We start from the raw sequence: 21,396 nt of genomic DNA on the forward strand, positions 1-21,396 counted from the left end.
TTGGTGGGAATTAGCCAGAATAAGTAATGCCGCTCGTCGCAAACAATATAGGTGACGGCTTTCAAAGATGGACTCGAGCAACTCAATGACTCCTTTGATGCGCGATTCGGATGGTTTGCCGCTTCGGCTTGCAGATTTCGAAACCTTGTGGGAAGGCCTCGACTACGCGGCTCAGGGCGCGAAGGGCATCAGCTTCTTCGACTCGCTGGGTCGTCTGACGGGCATCCTCAGCTACCGTGAACTGCGTGACCGTGCCGTGGACTTGGCACTGCGCCTCAATGCCAACGGCTTCAGACACGGTGACCGGTTGGCGATCGTCGCCGAGACCACACCGGATTTTCCGGTGTTTTTCTTTGGCTGTCAGTACGCCGGCGTCATTCCCGTTCCCCTGCCGATGAATGTCCATCTTGGCGCCCATGACGCTTACATCGTCAGCCTGCGTAACATGATGAAGGCCGCCGGCGTACGCGGTGTCGTGGCATCGGACGACTGGATTGCCCAGGTTCGCGAGGCCGCGAGCATGCTGGAGATTCCCTTCGCCGGCCCGCCCGAGGATTTCTATGCGCTCAGCCGCAAGAAAGGTAGCCTGGCACCGTTCGGCAAGGATGACCCCTGTTACATTCAATATTCTTCCGGCAGCACGGCCTTTCCCAAGGGCGTATTGGGGACACAGCTCAGTGTCACCAGCAATGCGCGTGGAATTGGCGGTCATGCGCTTCAGGTGCGTGACGGAGACCATGCCGTTTCCTGGTTGCCGCTTTACCACGATATGGGGTTGGTCGGTTTCTGCATCACGCCGATGCTGACGCAGCTTTCGCTCGATTACCTCTCGGCCTCCAGCTTCGCGCGGCGGCCACTGGTGTGGCTTACGCTCATGTCGGAACGCCGTGGCACTATCTCCTTCAGCCCGACATTCGGGTATGATCTTTGCGTGCGCAAAATGGAGCGACGCGGTATCGAGGAAGCGGACCTGTCGCATTGGCGGATCGCCGGTATCGGCGGTGAGATGATCCGGCCGGCGGTACTGGCCAAGTTCGCCGAGGTCTTTGCGCCTTTCGGGTTTGACGAGAAGGCTTTCTTGCCATCCTATGGGTTGGCGGAATCGACCCTGGCTGTCACTTTTTCTGGCCTTGGCCGCGGCGTACGAACCCATCGCCGCTCGGAGCTGGCTCCAGACCAGCGAGACGCCAATTATTCCGGCTTGCACCGGGAGTTCGCGATTTGCGGAAAGCCCATGCCTGGCCACGAGCTCGAGGTTCGTGCCGACGATGGAACGCGTTGTGTGGAAGGCGAGATAGGGCGTGTTTTCGCCAAGGGTCCCAGCGTCATGGCCGGTTACTTCGGCGAAGCGGAAGCGTCTGCCGAAGTCCTGGGCGATGATGGTTGGTTGGATACCGGCGATCTCGGTTATCTACTCGACGGAGAGCTTGTGATCTCGGGCCGCGGCAAGGATTTGATTATCCAGAATGGCCGCAACATCTGGCCGCAGGATATCGAGTGGGCTGTCGAGCAGTTGGAAGGCGTCAAGGGTAGCGGCGTGGCAGCTGTCTCGATGCCGTCACGCGACGGGTCCGAGAACGTTGTGGTGGTGGTTGAGGCGCGGGTTAAGGCCGCCGAAGAGATTGCGCTCTTGGAGAAGCAGATCCATAGCACGGTCTATCAGGCCGCCGGGCTGAAAAGCGAGGTCGTTATTACGACGCCCCGCAGTCTGGTCCGAACGTCATCGGGCAAGCTCAGCCGCGCGGGCACGCTGACCAAACTACTTAGCGGGCAGATCGCCGTTCTCAACCGAGATGACGAGGACGCCGGCGGTTCTGCGAAGCGGACCGCGCTGGCTAGCTGACCGGACCGGAGGGAAGACGGACATGGGAGATAGCCCATGACCGTGATCGCTGTTACCGGAGCAACGGGATTTGTTGGCCGGGCGGTTGTGGTGGAGCTGCTAAGTCAGGGTGTTGCGGTCAGGGCACTGGCCCGAAAGCCGGAAATGCTGGCGGAGTTTGAGAATCTTAGCGTCGTGGCCGGTGATATCTCCAGCAGTGATGCATTGATTCCTTTCCTATCTGGGGTGGATGGTGTGGTTCACTGTGCCGGACTGGTTAAAGCCCTAAGCAATGCGGAGTTTCAAAGGGTCAATGCGGAGGGGACGCAGGCCGTTGTGACGGCAGCGACCAGCGCGGCCGTGAAGCGATTGGTCCTTGTGTCGTCGCTGGCGGCGCGCCGCCCCGAGGTGTCACCTTATGCCGCCAGCAAGCGGGCGGGTGAACAGAGGGCCAGTGAAAGCGCGCTGAATGTCAGTATCGTCCGTCCCCCGGCTGTTTACGGTCCCGGTGACACGGCGACGCTGCCGTTCTTCAGGCAGGCGGAAAGAGGCTTTCTGGCCTTACCCGTGCCGCGTGATCAGCGCTTTTCAGTGATCTATGTTACTGATCTGGCGAAGCTGCTGGCAGCGTTGGTGTTGGAACCGAACCGTCGGGATGCGGCGCCGATTGAATGCGATGACGGGCGTAAGGGCGGATATAGCTGGGAGGAGTTTGCCCAGGCCGCAGGTGCCGCCGCTGGACGCCGCGTTCGTTTTCTGCCGGTGCCCGGTTGGTTGATTGGACCGGTGGCGGTTGTCGCGCAGGCCATCGCGAAGTTGCGCCGCCAGGCGGAGATTCTTTCTCCGGGCAAACTATGCGAGATGGCGCAACCAGAGTGGGTGAGCACGCCAGCCTCGCTTGATGGACTGGATTGGCGACCCGCAGTGGGCTTGCGGGACGGCTTGGCGCAAGCCCGGCGTTGGTACAAGGATCAGGGCCTGTTGAAACAGCGGGTCGAAGAACGTTAAGGGATGAATTTGGCCAAGTGTACCCATCTGGGGACTTGGCTTTTTAAACAGGATGGATCGAACGTTGGATAAGAAAATTTTTGGCATCATTCTGGAGATTCTGACGGAGTTCAATCCGGATGGGCGCGACATTGCGCCAGGAACGAAGCTAAATGAAGACCTGAATCTCGACAGCGTGACGGCTATGGATCTCGTTATGGAGATCGAGGATCGCTTCGAGATCGATATTCCGATGAATATGGTCGGCGAGGTGGAAACGGTTTCCGACCTTGTGGCTGTGGTTGAGGACCGTATGGCGGGGGGAAAATAATCATGGATATCTTCGATAAGTACGCACCGCTGCTGGAGCGTTTCCAGGCTGCGACTTCAGGAGGCAAGAATCCTTTTGGTGTCTGTCTGGAGGATATCTACTCGGCGACCGAAGCCAAAGTTGACGGCCGCCGGACCATCCTGTTGGGCACCAACAACTATCTTGGGCTGACCTTCAACGAGGATTGCATTGCCGCAGCGACCGAGATGCTGAAGAGCCATGGCACCGGAACCACCGGTTCGCGCATCGCCAACGGCAGTTATGCGGAGCACGAGGCGTTGGAAAAATCCATTGCCGAATACCTGAATCGCAAGTCGGCCATCGTGTTCAGCACTGGATATCAGGCGAATTTCGGTGTCATCGTCGGCCTCGCCGGACCCAAGGATGTGATCTTTCTTGATGCCGATTCTCACGCCAGCATCTATGACGGTTGCAAGCTCAGCGGTGCAACGCTGATCCGCTTCCGCCACAATGACACGGAAGACCTCGACAAGCGCATGTCACGCTTTGCCGACTTCGAAGGCTGCAAGCTTGTGGTCACGGAAGGGCTTTATTCGATGCTCGGTGACACGGCCCCCTTGAAGGAATTCGTCGAGGTCAAGAAAAAGCACGGTGGCTGGCTGCTGGTGGACGAAGCCCATTCGTTTGGCATGTATGGTGACCACGGCCGTGGCGCTGCCGAACACTACGGCGTTGAAAAGGATGTCGATTTCGTCGCGGGAACCTTCTCCAAGAGCCTTGGCGCGATCGGTGGATTTGGAGCGTCGGATCATCCGATGTTCGATGTGTTGCGTTTTGCCAGCCGTCCTTACATGTTCACGGCTTCGCCGTCGCCCGCCTCCATTGCCTCGGTTCATGCAGCGCTGGATTGCATGCGCAAGGACCCAAGCCTAAGGACGAGAATCTGGGAAAACGCGCGGCATCTCTTCCAAGGTTTGAAGGACGCGGGTTTCGAGGTAATCTCGGAGCTAAGCCCAATTGTCGCGGTTCGCATGCCCGACGAGGCGACGGCGGTGGCTTTCTGGAACCGCCTGCTAGAGAACGGAATTTATGTGAACTTGGCCGTGCCTCCCGGCACGCCCAAGGGCGTTTGTTTGATGCGGTGCAGTGTCTCTTCGGCCCATGAGGCCCGGCAGATCGACGATGCTATCGACGCCTTCGTACGGACCCGGTCGGAAGTGTTCAGCGATGAAGAGGTGGCCGCTACAGCTTCGTAATTGGCAGGGTCGCCAATCAGCGTAAAGCGCCCTGACGGTAGAGTTTTACGGCAAGCGGTATCCCGGCCAGGATGGGGTGGCGCTTCTGCCATTCCGTGAGCGGTATCCGCACGCCGGAATGCCGCTCTACCTTCCAGGCCAGATAGGTCGCGCCGCCGGCAAAGGTGAAGGCCGCTTTCATAAGGCGCAGGACAGACAGCGGCTTGCCAATGGCGCGGCGCATCCACCAGAGGCTTCTGCCGAACCATACTGGCTTGCGCCACAAGCCTTCGACCGACTTGAGAAACAGTTCCCCGGTCAGTCGGTAGCGCTCTGGGTCGGTTGCAAGAATATCGGCGCCCCGCAGTGCATTCTCGGCCCGTAGCTCCGTCGCATAGGTTTGCTTCAGCGCGTGGAGCCATATCTGGTCGCTGGTTTCTGCGAGAACCGTCGGCAGCGCGGCCGCCAACATGGTCTGTTGCGCGCGCTCGAAAATCTTCAGACAGGTATCCCTCGTGTCGTCGCTGTCGTGCCAGGCGATGGCGGTCGGCTGTGAAAAGCGCGCCCAGAAATAGGGATGCAAAGCGCTGCCCTTGACGCGGCTGTGAAGCTGATTCATGGAAACGACGGCGTACTTGGCGCGAAACGTTTGCGCGGCATTGCCTGCCTCCAGATAGTAGACATTTGGCGGCAGCAGGGCATTGAAAAGAGCTGAAATGGGGTTGCGGTGAGCCTCACGGTAACGCCGCACGATCACATAAAGGTCCGCCATGCGGTCCTCGGTGATTCCGTCGCGCAGGCAGCTACCGTAGAAAAGCACGGCCATGGCCCCGGGGTGGCGGCTACGGGCCTTCTCGACAAGAAGCCGCAAGGCCTCTGAATCCGGAGCCTCGGCTTCGCGCTCCAGAATTGGCCTTAAGAGGCTGGTATGAGCTTCACCGTGGGGCATCGCTCAGATCCTGACAAACTCGAAACTATGCCCCAACTCGACCTTCAGAGGCTCGGTCGCATGGCAATCGAAAAGCTGCCCGTCGATGGTAAAGGGACTGTCCATCCAAAGTTCCAAAACTCTTGCTTCCCCGCTATGGCACCCCTTGGGATTCAGCTTGCGGTCGGCCTTCCCGAAAAGCAACCGCGGCAGCGACCACCAAAACGCCGCTCCGGGTTTCTGGACCAGGGTCACGCTGAAGCCGCTTCGTTGGCTCGGATCGCGCGGCTGGTTCCAAAAGGGTCGGGTTCCGACCACCAACCTGTCCAGAGTAGTCGCGACCACGACCGAGAGCGAGTCGCTTTGCTTCTCGCCTCCATCCCAACGCCAGTCGACGTTCTGGCCTTTTAGCAAGCGACCGCCGATCATCTGCTGAACCAGAAGGCTTGCCATGGTGGCGGCATTGGCCCAACCCGCCTCCAAGCCTAGGGTGTGCACACGGTCTCGGCAATATTCTATGCCTTGATAGATTCCAGCGCCGCCGAGAAAGAAACCCGCCTGGGGTGGGCCCATGCCACCACCGGAAACTACGATCGGGCTGCGTCTCAACGTTTCGCTGCGCCAGAGCGCCTCACCTCGCTGAAACCGCTTCACAAGGCGGGCAAGCGCTTTATCGGCCCTGCCTTTGAGGCCAATGTCGGCAGCGGTCATGTTCGTCATGCCGGCGGATAAAATGGCGATGGCCGGGCGCGGGAGGTCAGGCTGGCGAACAAGGTACTCGGTCATGCTGGCGACGACGGTACCGTCACCTCCGGCGATCGCAACGAGCGGCAAGCCTGCGTCGGCGAAACGCCGTAACGTGCGACCCAGGGTCTCAATCCCGTCTAACTCCACATAGTCGATCAGATCGCCATAACTCTGCACGGCCTCCCTGAGCGCAGGAAGACCGCGCTTGTTGCGCTGGCTGTGCGGGTTGACGACCAGCCCGAAGCGGTTCATCGCTTTTGCGGCTCGGTCAGCCATGATGTCAGACCTTGACCTTTGGCCGTTGCGGCCGCGGCCTGCCCAAGTTGCAGCAGGTGCACTGCGAGAGACAGCGCTGTCCAAATCGCAACGGCCAGCAAGCCAAGGTCCTCGCGACCGACCAGCGCCGAGGCGGTCAGCAGCAGGAGATTGGGGTTGCGGCGCGCGGTGATCAGACGGAAGAAGCTGTCGAATGGCCGCCAGACATGAACCTCCAGCTTGAAGAGCGCGATGAACAGCCCTTCGATCAGGCGCTGGATGATGTATCCGGCGAATATGACGACCAGGCTGGCGTAGTAGACAGAGGGCTCCAGGCTATGGGGGCCCGCCTGCACGCCCCAAGCCCATGCCAAGTACCAAAAGGGCGGGTGTATCAGGTCGATACTGTGGTCGAAGACGTTGCCCCACTTGCTGTACTGGTAAGTGATTCGCGCCAGTTTGCCGTCGACAGTATCCAGGAAAGTCATGATCCAGGCGGCCAGCAGCCCCAGTAGCCAGGCACCTTCCGCAAAAAGGAGCATCGCGGCCAGCACCATGATCAAGCTAACCAGCGTCACCATGTTGGGCGTCAGTCCCATACGGGCGCAGAATTTTGTCACATGGAAAGCAGGCCAGGGCCAGACATGCTTGGTAACGACATCGGTAACGCCTTTGTATGTCCCCATGAAAAGCCGCCACTCCACCGCGCGTCGGTTAGTTTCCGTTACGCGCAGCGCCAAGGGTTCGGCCCGTTTGCGCAGGTCATGCCAGTAATCGCTCCCGAGGTCGGCGACACGCCGAGCGGGCAGGCCGACCGCCGGGTCATCGAGAGCCGCAGCGGCTTCATTTGCCTTGTTGCTTTTCGCTGCCAAACCGGCACCGCTGTCGTCAATCAACAGGAAGGGCCCGGGTTCCTGCAACAAAGCGCGAATAACCGGCGGGTCGAATGCACAGTCGTCCCAAAGAGCGATATAGGGGCCATCCCCGGCGTCGCTCGACATCGTGACCTCGCTCGCGTTGGCGAAGGTTGCCGCGCCCAGTTTGCGAAAGGCGCGCTCCAGATGGGCACGTGGCGTCAGCGTCCAGAGCGGTACATTGCTGCGACCCACGAACAGAACGGTTGTTTCTGGGGTTCCCTCGGTCATATCTCTAAGCGTAATCCATCATCGGTTTATGGAAGCGGGGATAGAAGTATCGGCTGCGGGTCTTGCTGTCACTCCAGCCGAATCGCATAGGCAAGAATGCCACAAGTCAGTGCCGAAGGTGGAATCCAGGCGGCTGCCATCGCCGGCAGCAATCCTGCTTCCCCCAGGGAAACCGCTGCCGCGCTTAGAATCTGATAAAAGAACCCGACCAATACGCTGTTCACGATGAGCCATACCGCGGTCCCCCGGCGTCGAAAGCGCTGGGCCACCGCAGCAACCAACAAGACCAACAGGATTGGATTAAGTATCTGCACGAAGCGGAACTGCCGCCAGGTTTCGAAAATATAACCGGGACGGACGCCAAAGCCATCCGCCGAGGAGATTCGCTGCAACGCTTCCAGCGGTAACTCGGGAGCCGGCTGGCGCAGCAGTTCGATATCTTGCAACTGGATATCCGCTTGCCACGCATAGGTGCTGCCCCGCGTCATTTCCCCCACCTCGCCGACAGGACGAACGATAGCGTCCTTCAACTGCCATCCGGCAAAGGTCTTGCGGGCAATTGCGGATTCTACTTCCAGGATCAACTTCCCGGAATCGTCCCGTCGGAAAATATGCAAATCCGTGATGAGGCCCGGCTGCTTGGGATCATAGCGCAAGCTGACGATATCGTTGCCGCTACGCACCCACAGCCGCCCCTTATCGTCAGTCGGCAGCGGTGCCGGTTGGAACTCAGCGATACCCCACTTCCGAAGTGCGTCTGCAGCCGGCGGCATGAGCTGATTGTCGACGCCGTACTGGACTATGGCGAGCACGGCCGCGGCCGGCAGCAAAATTCCAAATTGCCTGAAAGGCGACAAACCAGAGTTCCACAGGGCCACAAGCTCGCTGTGCCGGATAATGGTCACGAAGGAAAGGATCGCAGCCAACAGAGCCGCGACCGGCAACAGGCGTGAGGCGAGGGTTGCCGATCGGTAGAGTGCATAATTCAAAAGGGGTGAATTCACACGGGTGCTGGCGACCACGGCATCAGCATTTTCCAAAAGGTCGAAAGCCAGGGCAAAGAGCACAAGGCCAATGGAAAGCGCCAAGAACCGTATCAGCAGGAGGCGGCCGATGTAGCCGGACAATATGGTCACTGTGTCCGTCCTCCGGCTTCCATAACGATGATGCGCCGCGTTCTCCTCCTGCTAGGCAAATCGAAGAACCGGCCTTCCGATTGACGAACCTTGAAGGCTGCGCTGTAAAACAGGGTCGCGGCGACCGTGACGAGAAGCACCAGAGAACCCCATTGGGCCACCCAGGGCGAGGCCAGTCCCTGTTCCACAAGGTCACCGCCAAGGCTCAGCAACTCGTGCTGGATGACAAGGATCACGAAGCCGACGATCAACCCTTGGCCCTGCCGCACACGGCGTCCACCCATGGCCAGGGGAATGGCCAGGAAAGGGAGTATGAAGATGGTCAGGCTCCGCACGAAGCGTTCATGAAGCTCGGCTATGATTTCACCTTTTGTCGCGGTTGTGTCGGGGGAGCTGAGCCCCCTCCACAGCTCAAGAAGTGTCATCTCCCGCTCGTCTTCGCCGCGTCCGCGGAACCCCAGATACTCCTGCATAGGTATGACCCAGCGCGTTTCATCGAAGTGGAGCGCGCTGCTGGTTTGGCCAGGCTGAATCAGACCGTTGGAGATTTTTCGCTCGATCCTCAAACCGTCGAAAAGGCGGAGCAGCAGCACATTCTCGTCGCGCTTTGATACCAGATGCCCTTCACGCGCCGTGACCAAGGAGACCGGCTGATCGTCGCGATCGGAGAAGATGAAGACCTTCCTGAAAAATTGCCCGTCGCTGGATACCTGTTCTGCGATGAAGGTGGTTCCCTTGTAGGTTCTGAACACGCCTTCTTGAACATAGGCAAGTTGCGAGGTGTAGGTGATGGCGTGGACCGCTGCCCGGTAAGCATACCGACCGTATGGTTGCAGATAGTTGAAGACCGTGAGCGTTAAGAGAGATACGAGCACCGCGATCATCAGCATGGGACGGGTTAACCTGGAAAGGCTGACCCCGCCCGAGAAAAGCGCGTCCAACTCGTTGTTTCTGTGAAGATTGTTGAAGGCAACGTAGATGGCTAAAAAAAACGCCAACGGCAAGGCGAGGCCAATATAGTGGGGCGCCAGGAAAGCCAACAGTTTGAGGACCGATCCGAGGGAGCCGTGCGCATCGAGCACCAAGTCCATCACGCGCAGCATGCGTTCGACAAGCAAGGCCAGCAGGGCAACGCCCATCGTCGCACCCAATGGTGCGGCAAGGAGCCTGAAGAGATAAAAGTCCAACTGTTTCATAGAGGGCCCTGCGCGCTTGCCCGTCAAGCGGGCCAGCAATCTTTCAATGCTGTAAGAAGCGCCTGTCGCGTGTGCGGTTCAATATCCGGTGCACTCCCAAGGTTCGGCACTGCGGGCCAACCGCTATCGGCGAAGGTCGTGCCGCCAAACTGTTGCGGCGAATCGTAGCGCGGCAGCACGTGAAAATGCACCTCCCGATCCACCATCATAAGCATCAGGTAGTTGATCTTTTGATAGGGGCGAAAGGCACGCAAGGCGGTCTCGATGTCCGATACGGCCCGGGCGAGTTCCATGAAGGACTCTTCATTGATGTCGGAGAAGGCCTGTGCCTTGGACTTGTGGGCTAACACAAGCGCGCCAAGCGTAGCCTGCGCCGGGCGTAGCAGAACCACCCAGTTGGCATAGTCGGCAACCAAGCTATCGGGGTAGCCGAACTTCTCGATTGTCGGATTCATATGGCTATTACCTTTTTTGGTTGCAGGTTCGGGCTGCCAGAGTCCCCTGGTTACACCAGGCGGTAGGTGATCGATCTGTTGCGTCTTTTAACCCAGAATTATGCTTTTGGGCGAGTGTTGCGGCATTTCAACGATTTCTCCCGCCTCATTCAGCCCCCTTTGGCGTGTTTCCAAGTACCGATGTCCCCCCTCGCTGTAGAAGCGGTAGAGATTATAGTGGGCTGCAGGGCGGTCGCGATAGGGCAGAGCCGAAGCGGAGGGTACGCCAATAACGGGAACCGGGCGCGACGGATCCGGGCCCGGCAAAGTGAGATTGACGAAACGGTGATTATGGCCGTGCAGCACGAGTTCGGCCCCGGCGCGGGCAACAACCTCCGCAAAGGCCTGTCGGTCGTCGAGGCCTTTGCGACCCGAGGCCGCCTCCGCCAAGGGCGGATGATGGAGCAACACCACCCTGATCAGACCGGCCGATCGGGCATCGGCAAGGAGCCGTTCCAGGCCGGCAAGCTGTTCCGGTCCCAGACGCCCGGACGCCAAACCCGGCGCTGTGGCGACGGCGCTGGAGAGGCCAATCAAGGCAAGAGGCCCCCGCTTTCGAATGAAGGGGAACGTGCTTGAGCGCGTTTTAGAGCCCGGATCCTGGTCACTTTGCATGTATCCGGCCCAATGGCCCCAGCCATCGGCCCAGGAAAGATCGATATAGGCGTCATGATTCCCGGGAACTAGAGACACCGTCTCCGGCGTACCCAGACCATCGAGCCAACGCCGGGCCTGTCGGAACTCGGCGGGTAGGGAAATATTGGTAATGTCACCGGTAACGGCAATGTGGTCGGGGTTCTGTGCCGCCAGGTCCGCGCAGATCCGATCCAGAACGTCGCGCCGATGTATGTGCCGCCGTCGCCGTTGCCACGATAGATAGCCGAGAACCCGCTTGCTGGCGAGTTCGCGCCAACCGGGCTGTGGCAGAGGCGGGACGTGTGGGTCAGACAGATGTGCTAGAAGATACATTGGGCCGTGGCGGTTTGCGTTCAAATATGCCATTGTGATGATAGGGCTTTGTGCTCATTGAAGACCATCCCACTTTTATCCTGAACAGAGGTTTTCGGACGTTGAAAGCAGTGATCCTGTCCGCCGGTCAGGGCAAGAGGTTGTTGCCTCTGACCGAGAATACCCCAAAAGCGTTGCTTGATATCCAGGGCCGTCCGCTTTTTGCGTGGCAGGTCGATTCTCTTGCGGCTAATGGCGTAACGGAAATTGTTTTCGTGACGGGGTACAATAGCGAACTTTTCGATAAGTCTCTTGAAGACTTGGCGCCGCGCTACCCGCAGGTCAAGCTGCGTAGCCTTTTCAATCCCTTTTATTCAGTGGCCGACAATCTGGCGAGTTGCTGGATGGCGCGCTCTGAGCTTCAGGGCGACGTATTCTTGATCAATGGCGATACGTTGTTCCACCGCGATCTTGCCGCGCGGGTGGTCACCAGCCCCGACGCGCCGATTACCTTGGCCATCGATCAGAAGGCTCAGTACGACGAGGATGACATGAAGGTCGGGCTCGACGGCACCCGGTTGATTGCCATCGGCAAAACGCTGACTGCGGAGCAGACCCAGGCCGAGTCCATAGGGTTTCTTTTCTTCCGTAAATCCGGCTCCGCTCGCTTCGTGCAAATGCTAGAGGACTGGATGCGCGACGGTGAAGGCCTGCGGCGCTGGTACCTCTCGGCGATCCACGCGCTTTCCTCGGAAATCGATATCCAGACCCGGCTTATTGCGGGTCTCGAGTGGTGCGAGGTGGATTATCCGCAGGATCACCAGCGGGCTCAGGAGATGTTGTCGGCCTGGCCTTGAGTCAGAATGGATTCCACCAGCTTTAAATCCTCGAGCGTATCGACATCGATGCCGACCAGGGGATCCGGGTGGTGAAAAGCAGCGATCTTGCAATCGGCGAGCTTGCTCAAACGATCCAGTGCCCGCTGCAAAGAGAGCCTTCCCAGCAGATAAGATAACAACAGGCCCAGCCCAAAGCGCCGCAGAATGCGTAAGGGCCGCTTCCGGTCTGCCTCGACACTCCGCCAAAGCGTCAGCAGGTTTCGAGCAGGCTTCCCGCGCATCAGGAAAAGATTGCAGCCTGCTACCTTTTGGTCACTGAAACGCCAAGCCGTTCTCTTGACCTCGGGGAAGCGGCGCTGCAAGGCTTCCACATCGGCCAGCGCGGCCACGAAATCGGCATCTTCAGGCGCGCCGTCCAGGAACGTCTTGATCTGACCGGCCTGGAGCAAAGCGTGGTCGGCGGTCGTCAGCAGAACCCCGGTTTCTTCGGGGAGCTTTGCGAGAGCCTCCAGCACGCTGCTGGCGGGGCTTCCCGACGGGGCCAGAATCCGGAGTTGCCCGAGCGCATTGATCCGCTGGGCCGTCTCGCTCTTGCGCACCGCTTCCGGGGCATCGCTGACCACCAGAATTTGGTTGAAGCGCTCACTTTCGTGTAACGCATTCAAGACTCGCGACAGCATTTGCTTGCCGCCAACTTCCACCATCCATTTATCGGGTAATCCGAGAGCATTGGCGAGTGGATCGCCGCTCCTGCGGCGTCCGGCCAACACGATGGCCGCGAGTTTCTCCGTGGCGCTGGTCACAGCAAGTCCTTCTCGTAAACCCGGTAGGTCTTGTAGATTTCAGCACCCATCGCCTCGATGATCTTATGAGTCCCGTGGTTGTCTTCCAGCACCCAGCCAAGCTCGGCATTAACGTTGCCTCGACCTTGATGGAAAATGCGGACATTCTCGATGATACCTAGAGCAAGAGCCGCACCGAGATTTGTCGATTGATACTTTTGACGCACGCCCATCAAAGGCATGCGCACGGATTCCACACCGGAAACCTTCAGCCGCCACAACAGCTTTACCCAGTTGAACGGGAAGAGCCGTCCGCCGAAATCGCGAATTGCTTCGTTAATGTTGGGAAGCGTCACCACCATGGCCGCTGCTTCTCCGTCTATCTCGGCAATGCAGCCGAATTCGGGAGTGATGATCGGCTTTATGGTTTTGGCGAGGTTGTTGATCTCGGACTCGGTCATGGGGACGAATCCCCAGTTGCCGGACCAAGCGTCGTTGAAGATATCGACGATGAGATTTAGATCGCGTTCGAAGTTCTTCCAATCAATGGCGCGGAACTCCACGTCGACCCCGCGCAGCGCTCTGTTCACCAGCTTGTCGGTGAGCGGGGGGCGCGAATTCAACGACCCATAGGCGTAGGCCACCATGTCCTTGGCCTTACCATAGCCTTGCTCTTCAACCCGGGGGCCGTAATAGGGCTGGGCGTGCCCCATCATGACGTATGGCGGCGTGTCGAATCCGTCGATCAACAAACCGGTTTCCTCGTTGATGGATAGGCTGAAAGGACCCAGCGCCCGTTTCATCCCGCGTTGCTTGAGCCAGGACTCCGCGGTCTCAAAAAGCGCTGCAAATACCGCCGGGTCGTCGACAGCGTCGAGAAACCCGAAGTGTCCGGTCCAATCTTGGTAGCGTTCCAGATAAATGCTATCGATCTGGGCGCTGATTCGACCGACGCAATCTTCCCCGCGATAAGCAAGCCAGAAGGCCGCTTCGGCGTGCTCGAAATAGGGGTTGTGCTTCGGGCTGAGGTTCAGCAACCGCTCCAATGTGAGTTGGGGAATGTAGTTTGGGTCCGACGCCATGATGCGGGCGGGCAACCGAACAAAGCGCTTCAGGTCGCGGCGGTTTGCGACGGGAACGACGCTGATCTCGCTGTGTGGCATCAAAAGTGCTCTACGCCGCTTCTGGAGTATCCGTCTTGCGGGGCGCCTCGTCCCGTCGCTCCGGCGAAAGGCGCGCAACCCACGGATAACGCTCCGCCTCTTGGGCGGTATAGCCCAGGTTGAAGACGGTTGCGCTTCGGGCGATGTCCTTGGGACGAGCGTAATAGGTGCCGAGCATCTTGTCGGCGGCAAAATTCGTGATACCGAAATTGCCCTGCTCGTTATGGAAGTGGTGAGCCAGGTGCAACTTCTTAATCTGCTTCAACCATTCATATTCGGGTTTGAAAGGTAGGTGCTGAATGCAATGGCAGAACTCGTAAAAGCAGGTGGTGATGAGCCCTGACGCCAAGGCCGCCGCGGCGCCGCCCGGTCCGGCCAAGACCCAACCGATCGGCAAGGTCACGACCAAAATGGTCGGTAGCGTCGTGTAGAGCGCACCGAACAGAATGCCTAAATCGTTGGGGTCCTGATGGTGATCGAAATGAATGCGCTTCCACAGGCTGGCGGTCGCGGCGCTTTTGTAAAGATAGCGGCCGTGCAGCACGAAGCGGTGCAGCAGGTACCAGATGAAGGGGTAGACGGGCACCACCAGGGCCGCGGCGAACAGCGACATGACCGTATCTTGGTTCCAGGCGACGGCAGCAATGATCGAGAGGACCGCCAGCAGCAGATAGGCCATGATGGCATAGTAGGTGAAGTAGGCCCGCACTAGGTCGCCCAGCGTCATCTTGTCCAAAAAATACTTGCGCGCCGACCAGACGCCCCAGCGGATTTCCACTCTGCTGCTCTCCTGTATTGAGAATCTGCCGTAAAGATAGTCTCCATGGGCCTTTTCAGCAAGGCTAGGTCAGGTCTTGGTTCATCGCTAAGCAGTCCAGGGCGTCCAGGTCAGAAACGGCCGAGCCCGCGTGGTTTCAACTTGTTGGCCCAATAGCGGACACCCGCCCGCCCGCCGCCGGCTAGATCCTGCGACGATTGGGGGGTTAAGTCGTCGTCCAGTTGATAGATTCGGGGGATGGCGGTGGCAATACGAAAGGCCGCACTGGCTTCATCGTCTAGGTTCTCGATCACCCGGGCCAGCCCGCGTATGGAACTGGTATGGGCCACCACCAGTACGCGTTTCCCGGCCTTTAGAGCCGGGCCGATCTCCTCCTCGAACACTGGCCGCACCCGCGCCGCGGCGTCGCCCAGGCTCTCACCCCTGGGTAGGCGCGTCGGGTCGATGTCGGCGAAACGCGCGACCTGCTCCAGCCACCGCGGATCATCGTCTTCCAGTAGCGGCGGCACCGCATGGTAGTCGCGCCGCCAAGCCACGACCTGCGCATTTCCGTGCTCTGCAATTGCGGCGGGACGCGTCACTTCTTGTAGTTGTCCGTAGTGGCGTTCGTTGAGTCGCCAATCGACAACGACCGGCAGCGTTTCAGCCGCCATCGTTTCGGTAATCGCCTCCAGGGTTTCCCGCGCCCGCAGCAGCCGCGAACAGTAAGCGACATCGAACTCCAGGTTCGCGCGCCGCAGGGTTTGGGCGGCTTTCCGCGCCTCTGTCCACCCAGCCACGCTGAGCGGTGTATCGCCCCAACCTGCGAAGCGATTTTCCTGACCCCAACGCGTGGCGCCGTGACGTATGAGAACAAGTGTTGGCATAATAAAGCGATTCTGTGATGTTAGCGGCCCAATGAAGAGCCTAAGGGTCGTGTGGCCCGGAGGCCTTCTTCTGGAGTTTTATCGCCTCCAAGACGCTTTTTATACCGCCCATTTGCTTGTGGAAAAAGGTCGGGGGCGGCATACCACGGGGCCTATCGGTTGGACACCCGCTTAGTTGCTTGCAAGGACGGCCGTAGGAACGAAATGTCGGCACCAGAGACGCCAAGAGATAAAGTCACGCAAAGGTCGAAGAAATCCGAACCAAAAGTGTGGCTGTTACTAGACGACCGCCCGGGTCATCGTACCCAGGTGCGCGGCCTGGCGCGTCTGCTGGGCGTGACTGGCGTGGAAAAGCAAATGGTTTTTTCCTGGCTCAACAAGCTGCCCAACCCCTTATTGGGCGGCAGCTTGCTATCTGTCGACACCGACAAGAGCGCACCATTGGAAGCGCCTTGGCCGGATTTGGTGATCGCCATGGGGCGTCGCTCGGTGCCACCGGCGCGGTGGATCAAGAAGCAAAGCGGCGGTCGCACCCGAATCGTCCTGTTGGGGCGCAAGGCCGCCAACGGCATGGCGGATGTCGACCTAGCCCTGGTCTGCGCGCATTTTCAGCTTCCCCCCCACGCACATCGGCGCACCATCGTGTCGCCGCCGACGCAGGTGCATGCGGCCTTGCTAGAGGCCGAATTGGCGCGGTTTGGCGACCCCCTCCGTGAATTGCCGTCGCCGTGCGCCCTGTTCCTCATAGGCGGCCCGACCGCGCAGCATCGCCTGACGGCGACCTTTGCGGGCACGATGGCCGCCGCAGTTGCTTCCGCCGCAAAGAAAGCCGAATTAAGTCTGGCAATCGTCACGAGCCGCCGCACGCCAGAATCCGCAATCCATGCGATCCGAGAGGCCGCGCCCGACGCTCACCTTCATCTTTGGCGACCTGATGCCGCCGATAATCCCTATCTCGCCTACCTCGCCGCGGCCGATTGCCTTGTCGTCACGGGCGAGAGTGAGTCGATGCTGGCCGAGGCGGTTGCCACCGAGAAGCCGCTGACGATCTATCCATTGGAGCCGCGACCCTTGACGGCTAAACAGCGCATGATTGCGAGTCTGACGCGCAGGGCCGAAGGGCGGGGCCCGCTGGCCACGGGTGTCAGATTTCTGATCGGACACGGCTGGATGACGCCGCTGCGCGATCTGGACTTGATGCACCAGCTGCTGAAGGCGGAAGGGCGGGGCGAGCTGTTCGCCGGTAATATCAACCTGGCGGCGCCAAGGCCTTCAAGTCCGTTTGCGGATGTTTCCGATCAGGTCTGGAAACTACTCGGCGAGGATGTGCGATTCGGCGAAGGGTCCGATGATGCATAGAGGTTGCAAGGACATTGCTTCTCGGTTGGGGTTCCCAAAACCGCTGGACGAACGGGCAATTTGGTTCTTCGGCGCAAGCCGGGATGACTTCGAGCGCGCGGCGCCATTGATCGAGGGACTCTCAGGGCGCGACACGCGGTTGGCAGTCCTCCTGACCGTTTCGCCGGGCGGGAATGGCGGGCAGGCCGCGACCCTTTCTGATTGGCTTGAAACACGGTTCCCGTCAGCGCGGATAGTCCCCGCGCCGTTTGGCAATGCGCTATCACTTAAGCTTTTTCTGCCGCGCTTGAGGCTGCGGGCCGCGGTTTTTCTGGAAGGCCCCGGTCGCCCCGACGGCCGCTTGGTAGACGGGCTTCGCGCACGGGGCATTTCGCTGGTTGGCGTAGCCGGACCTACGACGCCGGGTGACGCCTTTCCAGATAGCCTGAAAAGACTGCTGGAGCGGGTCTTCCTGATTGGCGCGACGCCTGCGCAAGCCCGATCGGACCAGAACCCGCCGCTGGAGCCGTTGGATGCAGAGGCTTGTGTCGCCCGATTACAGGCCATCATGGCCCGCGATCTGAAAGCATCAGGCTCCGCATCGCGCAAGGGGCTGGCCGGGAAACTGCTCAATCTGACCGAACGCGATCAATGGAATGAACGCCTTGCATGGCGGATGAAGCGGTATCGCGGGTTGGAGGAACTGTCAGGAATTCTCGGTGCGCCGCAGACGATCCTCTGTCTGGGCAACGGACCTTCGTCGGAAGACCCGTCGTTGAAGGATTTGTCCTACGATGCCCTGTTCCGAGTCAATCATTCGTGGCTGGAACGCGGCTTTCTCGCGCAACCTGATGTGGTCTTCACCGGTGCCAAGCAAAGTCTCAGAGTTGTTCGGCAGGCTATTTTCGGCTTGCAGTCGCGAGGTGCTGAATCGCGTCTGGTACGCGAACGCGTGTTCAACCCGCTGTTGCCCGCCAGCCGGTTTTTCCATGTTGGCGATACGACACCATTGCTTTGGGACTTCGATTGGGAACATTTGCGCCCAACGAATGGCGCTTGCATGCTGGCGACAGCGGTTGCCTTGCGCCCTCAGCGATTGATTGTCGCAGGCGTCGACCTGTTCCAGCATCCCGAAGGCAGCTATCCGGGGGACAAAACGACAGCCAACGCCTATTCGCCCGGGCACAGCCGCGAGAAGGAGCAAGCCTTCATTCTGCAACTACTGGCCCGCTATCCGGGTGAGCTGACAATTGTCAGCAAGGTATTGAAGGAAGCTTGGGAAGAATACCGGGCGCAAGTTGATGTGACACAAGCCGGACGCACCATCTAGCATTGGCGACGGGCGCTTCCATATTCTATAAGCTAAAACCGATAGACGGATTTCAGATTGGAGCCGCCTGCCGATAAGGCAGACGTGAATTGGCCGTGGCCGACGAGTTCAAGAAAGAAGCGCAGTTCAAGACCTACTGGCACCACCGCAAGCCGGGCTTCTGGTTTCGCAAGGACCGGGATCGCCCGGAGGGCATCCGCGATTTTCCCGAGGTTGTGCGTTTCGACGTCGATCCAGGCGTGCCCCCGAGCAGCAAACCACCCGTCAGAATTTTTCTCGGTACCGAGCCTTCACAATACCGCGCCGAGCGAGTCTTTATCTGGTCGGTCAAGCAAGTCCGCGATCCGGCCCGGGTCTACGAAATTTACATCATGAAGGATCTGAAGGGGTACGACCGGCGCGGCTGGAAGACTGGCTTCACGAATTATCGTTACGCGATTCCCGCGATGGCCGGCGGTCAAGGCCGAGCGATCTACAATGATGTCGATCAGGTCTATCTGTCGGACCCGGCCGAGCTGTTCGATCTGGAGATGGACGGCGCGGGGATTCTCGGCATTACCGGGCGTGAGACATCGGTTCTGCTGATCGATTGCGAGAAAATGGCGACGTTCTGGTCGATTGACGAAGCCAAGGCGGGCCGTAAGCATCGTTACTTTCGCGAAATCACCCATGGCAACAACCTCTGGGGCCAGCTTCCCGGCGAATGGAATGCGCGCGATGAGGAGTTCGAGCAGGGCAAGTCGAAGTGCTTCCACTTCACGACCTTGCAGACCCAGCCTTGGCAGCCGTTTCCCGATCAATTGCTCTATAAACCGCACCCCGACGGTGAAGTTTGGTTCGCGCTTGAGCGCGCCGCCGATGAAGCCGGATACACGCCCTTCACGAAGGACCGTCCCAGCCGTCGTTTCACGGAGATGCTGGAGCAGTACCGTATCCTTCACGAGCAGGGCGAACAGACTCTGGAGTTGGAGCCGCAGCAGACCTTCAGCGGCAAGTCGCTGGCCCGGCATCTCGCCGATATCGGCAAGCTTTGCGGCAGGCACGGTGCTTCGAGCCTGCTCGACTATGGTTGTGGCAAGGCGCTGTTCTACGACCGCTTGCCAGGTGAACCCGACAGCAGCCGTCTGCGGCGACACGCGCAGCTTCCAGGCGTGACGGTGACTTGCTATGACCCAGGGTACAAACCCTTTTCCGATCCTTATGAGGGCCCATTCGACGGGGTTATCTCCACGGATGTCCTGGAACACATTCCCGAAGAGGATATCGGTTGGGTGCTGGATGAGATATTCGGCGCGGCCCGCAAGTTCGTCTATGTGGTTGCCGCTTGCTATCCAGCCCGCAAAACGCTGCCCAATGGCGAGAACGCGCACTGCACGCTGCTTAGTCCGGAATGGTGGGTCGGCCAGCTTGAAACCGCGGCGCGTCGCAAACCGGGGGTTCATTGGACGCTCTGCACGATTGAGAAAACCAGGATAGGCAAGCGGCGTCGCCTGCAAGACGGTACTGGCGCTCAGCGTCAGGCAGCTTGAGAGCAAGGACGCAAGAGAAACGGCGATGCTGAACTATGACAACATGGAGCTTGCATACGAGCCTTATCCAATCGGCGTGACGCGACCGGCGTTGCCTGAGGCGGAGTATCGTGCGCTGGTTGCGAGCTTTCCCTCCGCGGATAAGATGCGCTTCAAGCCCGATAAGGGTGGCAAGTACTCGCTGTCGCAAGTGAACAATCCTGCCGAGTACAACCGTTTCATTCGTGAAACGCCGCCCTGGCGACGGTTTCATGCCTATATCAAATCACCCAAGTTCATCGAGGGGGCGCTGGCGATGTTGTTGCGGCACAACATCGACCTGGGGTTTCCCATGCCCGCTTTGCGCGAACGACTCTATCTCAAGCTCCGCGCCATCAAACGTGGCAACCCGGTGCCTCATTTTCCCCGCCTGAAGGCACGGTTTGAATTCTCCGCCATGCCCATTACAGGCGGCAATATCCTGCCGCACAGCGATCATGCTAAGAAGTTGATCACTATGGTGATCCCAATGCTTGATGAGGGTGAGTGGGACGAGAGCTGGGGCGGCGGCACCTCGATGGTTTGGCCAAAGGATCGCAGCCGGGCTTTCAATCGGGTCAACAACTATCTGGATTTCGACGAGGTGGAGCGCGTCAGAACCTTCCCCTTCCAGAGAAACCAGTGCCTCGTATTCATCAAAACGGATTTTTCCTGGCATGCGGTCTGGCCAATGACTGGCGATGATCCGGATAAGTTGCGTCGAACCTTGACGATTAACATTGAAAGCAGTTAAGGCTGGCTCACGTGCGCCGGAATGGGCGCAGGGGAAAGGGAGCCGGTATTCATGAGCAACAGGTTCGTCAAGGACCCGAAGGGCGGCTTCCTTTGGAACCGGCGCAGACGCTTCGCCTATAGCCGGTTGAAGCGCATCGCGCGGCGGTATGGTTTCAACATCTATCGCCGTCACATCATCTGGCAGACGGATTCTGAGTTTCTTGCGGTGCAGAAAGTCATCGAGGAACGCGAGATCGTACACATTCCCTACGACCGCTGTTATGTCCTGCTGGAAGCCAGCCGCAAAACAAGGCATTTGCCCGGGGACATCGCCGAGTGCGGTGTGCGCTTCGGCGCTTCGACTCTTTTTATCGCCGCGGGTATGGGCCGGGACGGCGATAAGACGCTTCACGCGTTCGACTCTTTTGCGGGTTTATCGGAACCTGGAGAGCACGACGTCGCCAAAGAGTCCCAGCATGTTTGGGAAAGCGGCGAATTGGCCGTGGCCGAAGCCACCTTCCGCGACAATCTGCGTGATTACGCCGGACACATCGAAGTTCACAAGGGCTGGATTCCAGAGCGTTTCCCCGATGTAGAGGGTAAGCGTTTCTCCCTCGTCCATGTCGATGTGGATCTTTACGAGCCGACTTTGGACGCACTGGCGTTCTTCTATCCCCGGACCAGTCCGGGCGGCATGATTCTTTGTGACGATTACGGGTCCGCCAACTGTCCGGGCGCGAAGAAAGCGGTGGATGAATTCTTCGCCGACAAGCCAGAGGCGGTACTTTCTCTTCCGACCGCCCAATCTCTGGTCATTAAGCAATAATTTGCTC

The 21,396-nt window shown here is 59.2% G+C and carries 21 protein-coding genes; 10 read left to right on the top strand and 11 right to left on the bottom strand.

Features of this window, described 5'->3' with window-relative positions:
- Positions 1-67 precede the first annotated feature (67 nt).
- The 4 genes from FHR98_RS14250 to spt all read left to right on the top strand — a co-directional run bounded on the left by FHR98_RS14250 (position 68) and on the right by spt (position 4,357).
- Positions 68-1,843 carry a fatty acyl-AMP ligase gene (locus FHR98_RS14250; RefSeq protein ID WP_183417402.1) on the top strand — a complete coding sequence of 592 codons (1,776 nt, stop codon included), beginning with the start codon at positions 68-70 and terminating at the stop codon, positions 1,841-1,843.
- Between the two features lie 36 nt (positions 1,844-1,879).
- Positions 1,880-2,830 carry an NAD-dependent epimerase/dehydratase family protein gene (locus FHR98_RS14255; RefSeq protein ID WP_183417403.1) on the top strand — a complete coding sequence of 317 codons (951 nt, stop codon included), beginning with the start codon at positions 1,880-1,882 and terminating at the stop codon, positions 2,828-2,830.
- A gap of 64 nt (positions 2,831-2,894) precedes the next feature.
- Positions 2,895-3,140: an acyl carrier protein gene (locus FHR98_RS14260; RefSeq protein WP_183417404.1), complete on the top strand. Its 246-nt coding sequence runs from the start codon at positions 2,895-2,897 to the stop codon at positions 3,138-3,140.
- Between the two features lie 2 nt (positions 3,141-3,142).
- Positions 3,143-4,357, top strand: coding sequence for a serine palmitoyltransferase (gene spt, locus FHR98_RS14265; RefSeq protein ID WP_183417405.1), 1,215 nt, complete (start codon positions 3,143-3,145; stop codon positions 4,355-4,357).
- Between the two features lie 16 nt (positions 4,358-4,373).
- Here the strand turns inward: spt and FHR98_RS14270 are convergent, their stop codons facing one another.
- From FHR98_RS14270 to FHR98_RS14300, 7 genes are all read right to left on the bottom strand, one after another.
- Positions 4,374-5,285: a hypothetical protein gene (locus FHR98_RS14270; protein WP_183417406.1), complete on the bottom strand. Its 912-nt coding sequence runs from the start codon at positions 5,283-5,285 to the stop codon at positions 4,374-4,376.
- Positions 5,286-5,288: 3 nt separating this feature from the next.
- Positions 5,289-6,287, bottom strand: coding sequence for a diacylglycerol/lipid kinase family protein (locus tag FHR98_RS14275; RefSeq protein WP_183417407.1), 999 nt, complete (start codon positions 6,285-6,287; stop codon positions 5,289-5,291).
- Positions 6,260-7,411, bottom strand: a complete 1,152-nt coding sequence (locus FHR98_RS14280; RefSeq protein ID WP_183417408.1) for a CDP-alcohol phosphatidyltransferase family protein — start codon at positions 7,409-7,411, stop codon at positions 6,260-6,262. Before FHR98_RS14280 ends, FHR98_RS14275 begins: the two co-directional genes overlap by 28 nt.
- A gap of 68 nt (positions 7,412-7,479) precedes the next feature.
- Positions 7,480-8,547: an LptF/LptG family permease gene (locus tag FHR98_RS14285; RefSeq protein ID WP_183417409.1), complete on the bottom strand. Its 1,068-nt coding sequence runs from the start codon at positions 8,545-8,547 to the stop codon at positions 7,480-7,482.
- The gene (locus tag FHR98_RS14290) at positions 8,544-9,743 is read right to left on the bottom strand and encodes an LptF/LptG family permease (RefSeq protein ID WP_183417410.1); all 1,200 of its coding nucleotides are present in this window, start codon (positions 9,741-9,743) and stop codon (positions 8,544-8,546) included. The genes FHR98_RS14285 and FHR98_RS14290 overlap by 4 nt, the downstream gene beginning before the upstream one ends.
- 23 nt (positions 9,744-9,766) lie before the next feature.
- Positions 9,767-10,198 (bottom strand): HIT family protein, encoded by a 432-nt coding sequence (locus tag FHR98_RS14295; RefSeq protein WP_183417411.1) that lies wholly within the window; start codon positions 10,196-10,198, stop codon positions 9,767-9,769.
- 87 nt (positions 10,199-10,285) lie between these two features.
- Positions 10,286-11,206 (bottom strand): metallophosphoesterase family protein, encoded by a 921-nt coding sequence (locus FHR98_RS14300; protein WP_183417412.1) that lies wholly within the window; start codon positions 11,204-11,206, stop codon positions 10,286-10,288.
- A gap of 110 nt (positions 11,207-11,316) precedes the next feature.
- Here FHR98_RS14300 and FHR98_RS14305 point away from each other — a divergent pair, with 110 nt between their 5' ends.
- Positions 11,317-12,042 carry a phosphocholine cytidylyltransferase family protein gene (locus FHR98_RS14305; RefSeq protein ID WP_322091267.1) on the top strand — a complete coding sequence of 242 codons (726 nt, stop codon included), beginning with the start codon at positions 11,317-11,319 and terminating at the stop codon, positions 12,040-12,042.
- Here the strand turns inward: FHR98_RS14305 and FHR98_RS14310 are convergent.
- The 4 genes from FHR98_RS14310 to FHR98_RS14325 form a co-directional block, all read right to left on the bottom strand.
- The gene (locus FHR98_RS14310; protein ID WP_183417414.1) at positions 12,015-12,827 is read right to left on the bottom strand and encodes a nucleotidyltransferase family protein; all 813 of its coding nucleotides are present in this window, start codon (positions 12,825-12,827) and stop codon (positions 12,015-12,017) included. The genes FHR98_RS14305 and FHR98_RS14310 overlap by 28 nt on opposite strands.
- Positions 12,824-13,969, bottom strand: coding sequence for a dATP pyrophosphohydrolase (locus tag FHR98_RS14315; protein WP_183417415.1), 1,146 nt, complete (start codon positions 13,967-13,969; stop codon positions 12,824-12,826). The genes FHR98_RS14310 and FHR98_RS14315 overlap by 4 nt, the downstream gene beginning before the upstream one ends.
- Before the next feature lie 10 nt (positions 13,970-13,979).
- Positions 13,980-14,747, bottom strand: coding sequence for a sterol desaturase family protein (locus tag FHR98_RS14320; RefSeq protein ID WP_221205916.1), 768 nt, complete (start codon positions 14,745-14,747; stop codon positions 13,980-13,982).
- Positions 14,748-14,857: 110 nt separating this feature from the next.
- Positions 14,858-15,613: a 2,3-bisphosphoglycerate-dependent phosphoglycerate mutase gene (locus FHR98_RS14325; protein WP_183417416.1), complete on the bottom strand. Its 756-nt coding sequence runs from the start codon at positions 15,611-15,613 to the stop codon at positions 14,858-14,860.
- A 204-nt stretch (positions 15,614-15,817) separates the two neighbouring features.
- Between FHR98_RS14325 and FHR98_RS14330 the strand changes: the two genes are divergently transcribed.
- The 5 genes from FHR98_RS14330 (at position 15,818) to FHR98_RS14350 (ending at position 21,389) form a co-directional block, all read left to right on the top strand.
- Positions 15,818-16,972 (top strand): mitochondrial fission ELM1 family protein, encoded by a 1,155-nt coding sequence (locus FHR98_RS14330; protein WP_183417417.1) that lies wholly within the window; start codon positions 15,818-15,820, stop codon positions 16,970-16,972.
- Positions 16,962-18,281, top strand: a complete 1,320-nt coding sequence (locus FHR98_RS14335; protein ID WP_183417418.1) for a glycosyltransferase N-terminal domain-containing protein — start codon at positions 16,962-16,964, stop codon at positions 18,279-18,281. Before FHR98_RS14330 ends, FHR98_RS14335 begins: the two co-directional genes overlap by 11 nt.
- A gap of 89 nt (positions 18,282-18,370) precedes the next feature.
- Positions 18,371-19,810 carry a class I SAM-dependent methyltransferase gene (locus tag FHR98_RS14340; protein WP_183417419.1) on the top strand — a complete coding sequence of 480 codons (1,440 nt, stop codon included), beginning with the start codon at positions 18,371-18,373 and terminating at the stop codon, positions 19,808-19,810.
- Positions 19,811-19,835: 25 nt separating this feature from the next.
- Complete coding sequence (locus tag FHR98_RS14345; protein ID WP_183417420.1) at positions 19,836-20,582, top strand: hypothetical protein; 747 nt, start codon at positions 19,836-19,838, stop codon at positions 20,580-20,582.
- 51 nt (positions 20,583-20,633) lie between these two features.
- Positions 20,634-21,389: a TylF/MycF/NovP-related O-methyltransferase gene (locus FHR98_RS14350; RefSeq protein WP_183417421.1), complete on the top strand. Its 756-nt coding sequence runs from the start codon at positions 20,634-20,636 to the stop codon at positions 21,387-21,389.
- The last annotated feature ends 7 nt before the right edge of the window (positions 21,390-21,396 follow it).

Source organism: Limibacillus halophilus, from assembly GCF_014191775.1.
Lineage (GTDB): Bacteria > Pseudomonadota > Alphaproteobacteria > Kiloniellales > CECT-8803 > Limibacillus > Limibacillus halophilus.